The following is a 3,065-nucleotide window of genomic DNA, read 5'->3' on the forward strand; positions in this document are numbered from 1 at the left end:
TTGATCCGAAGATATCCGAATGGGGAAACCCACCCCTTTAGGGGTATCGCTATCTGAATATATAGGATAGCGAAGCGAACCTGGTGAACTGAAACATCTAAGTAGCCAGAGGAAAGGACATCAACCGAGACTCCGTTAGTAGTGGCGAGCGAACGCGGACCAGGCCAGTGGCCTTATTCAAACAACCGGAATCGTCTGGAAAGGCGTGCCAGAGTGGGTGATAGCCCCGTACGGGTAATGTTGGATAAGGTCCTTGAGTAGGGCGGAACACGAGAAATTCTGTCTGAACATGGGGGGACCACCCTCCAAGCCTAAGTACTCCTATGCGACCGATAGTGAACAAGTACCGTGAGGGAAAGGTGAAAAGCACCCCGACAAGGGGAGTGAAACAGACCTTGAAACCGGATGCCTACAATCAGTCGGAGCCTCTTTATGGGGTGACGGCGTACCTTTTGTATAATGGGTCAGCGAGTTAATCTTTGCAGCAAGCTTAAGCGGTTACGTGTAGGCGCAGCGAAAGCGAGTCTGAATAGGGCGATTTAGTTGCAGGGATTAGACCCGAAACCGGGTGATCTAGCCATGAGCAGGTTGAAGGTGCAGTAACATGCACTGGAGGACCGAACCCACCAACGTTGAAAAGTTGGGGGATGACTTGTGGCTAGGGGTGAAAGGCCAATCAAACTCGGAAATAGCTGGTTCTCCGCGAAATCTATTTAGGTAGAGCGTCTTGTATCATCTTCGGGGGTAGAGCACTGGATGGGCTAGGGGGTCCCAACGACTTACCAAACCTAACCAAACTCCGAATACCGAAGAATGCAGCAAGGCAGACAGGCAGTGGGTGCTAAGATCCATTGCCGAGAGGGAAACAGCCCAGACCGCCAGCTAAGGTCCCTAAGTCATGGCTAAGTGGGAAAGGATGTGGGAAGGCCAAAACAACCAGGAGGTTGGCTTAGAAGCAGCCACCCTTTAAAGAAAGCGTAATAGCTCACTGGTCTAAATTTAAGCCGGCCTGCGCCGAAGATGTACCGGGGCTAAAGCCATGCACCGAAGCTGCGGATTCAGTCTTTTAGACTGAGTGGTAGCGGAGCGTTCCGTAAGCCTGTGAAGGGTAACCGCGAGGTTGCCTGGAGGTATCGGAAGTGAGAATGCTGACATGAGTAGCGAGATGAGTGTGAGAAACACTCACGTCGAAAGTCCAAGGGTTCCTGCGTAAAGCTAATCTGCGCAGGGTGAGCCGGCCCCTAAGGCGAGGGCGAAAGCCGTAGTCGATGGGAAGGAGGTTAATATTCCTCCGCCTGCTGGAAGTGACGAATGGGGTAAATTGTGGGTCCTTATTGGATTGGACCTGCCGTGAACCTGTTCCAGGAAATAGCTCCAGCTTATAGACCGTACCCCAAACCGACACAGGTGGACTGGTAGAGTATACCGAGACGTTTGAGAGAACTATGTTGAAGGAACTCGGCAAAATGACCCCGTAACTTCGGGAGAAGGGGTACCTCTCTTTGGGCAACCAGGGGGGGGTGGCACAGACTTGGGGGTGGCGACTGTTTATTAAAAACATAGGACTCTGCGAAGTCGCAAGACGACGTATAGGGTCTGACGCCTGCCCGGTGCTGGAAGGTTAAGAGGAGCGGTGAGAGCTGCGAATCGAAGCCCCAGTAAACGGCGGCCGTAACTATAACGGTCCTAAGGTAGCGAAATTCCTTGTCGGGTAAGTTCCGACCTGCACGAATGGCGTAACGACTTCCCCGCTGTCTCCAACATAGGCTCAGCGAAATTGAACTCTCCGTGAAGATGCGGAGTACCCGCGGTTAGACGGAAAGACCCCGTGCACCTTTACTATAGCTTTGCAGTGGTATCAGGATTTGAATGTGTAGAATAGGTGGGAGCCTTTGAAGCAGTGACGCCAGTTATTGTGGAGGCACCTTTGAAATACCACCCTTTTGACTTTTGATATCTAACCGCGAACCGTTATCCGGTTCCGGGACCCTGCATGGTGGGTAGTTTGACTGGGGCGGTCGCCTCCTAAATGGTAACGGAGGCGCGCGATGGTTGGCTCAAGCTGGTCGGAAATCAGCTGATGAGTGCAATGGCATAAGCCAGCCTGACTGCGAGACTGACAAGTCGAGCAGAGACGAAAGTCGGTCATAGTGATCCGGTGGTCCCGTGTGGAAGGGCCATCGCTCAACGGATAAAAGGTACGCCGGGGATAACAGGCTGATAATGCCCAAGAGTCCATATCGACGGCATTGTTTGGCACCTCGATGTCGGCTCATCTCATCCTGGGGCTGGAGCAGGTCCCAAGGGTTTGGCTGTTCGCCAATTAAAGAGGTACGTGAGCTGGGTTTAGAACGTCGTGAGACAGTTCGGTCCCTATCTGCCGTGGGTGTAGGATATTTGAGAGGAGCTGCCCCTAGTACGAGAGGACCGGGGTGGACGTACCTCTGGTGGACCTGTTGTCACGCCCGTGGCACTGCAGGGTAGCTAAGTACGGACGGGATAACCGCTGAAAGCATCTAAGCGGGAAGCCCCCCTCAAAACCAGATATCCCTTGAGAGCCGTGGAAGACCACCACGTTGATAGGCTGGAGGTGGAAGTATGGCAACATATGGAGCTGACCAGTACTAATCACTCGATCGGTTTGATCTTAGTGCTTCATCATGCACAGTAGTCAGATTAGACTGAACACTACGGATTTTATGATCTCATTCTAAGGCACCGCCTTGGAAATAGGATCAGTAACAAAATCAAAACACACTCAAGGATGTATTCATAACTTCTGCTTTTTGCCGGCCTGGTGGCTATGGCGGGAGGCCTGCACCCGATCCCATCCCGAACTCGGTCGTGAAAACTCCCAGCGCCGATGGTACTTTGTCTTAAGGCACGGAAGAGTAGGTCGCCGCCAGGCCTGCAAAAAACAGAAGTTCCTCTTTACCCTATCAATATAAAAAGCACCCATTAGGGTGCTTTTTAACTTCATATCCTGTCGCGGGGTGGAGCAGCCCGGTAGCTCGTCAGGCTCATAACCTGAAGGTCGTAGGTTCAAATCCTACCCCCGCAACCAA

Annotated in this window: 1 tRNA gene and 2 rRNA genes (1 of these 3 cut by a window edge); all 3 read left to right on the forward strand. The window is 52.4% G+C overall.

Annotated elements, in window-relative coordinates:
• Positions 1-2,649 (forward strand): 23S ribosomal RNA (locus GQE98_RS13915) (it extends 99 nt beyond the left edge of the window).
• A gap of 144 nt (positions 2,650-2,793) precedes the next feature.
• A 5S ribosomal RNA gene (gene rrf / locus GQE98_RS13920) occupies positions 2,794-2,908 on the forward strand.
• A 79-nt stretch (positions 2,909-2,987) separates the two neighbouring features.
• Positions 2,988-3,064: transfer RNA gene (locus GQE98_RS13925), tRNA-Met, on the forward strand.
• Position 3,065: the final 1 nt, after the last annotated feature.

This window comes from Sneathiella litorea, from assembly GCF_009882915.1.
GTDB classification, from domain to species: domain Bacteria; phylum Pseudomonadota; class Alphaproteobacteria; order Sneathiellales; family Sneathiellaceae; genus Sneathiella; species Sneathiella litorea.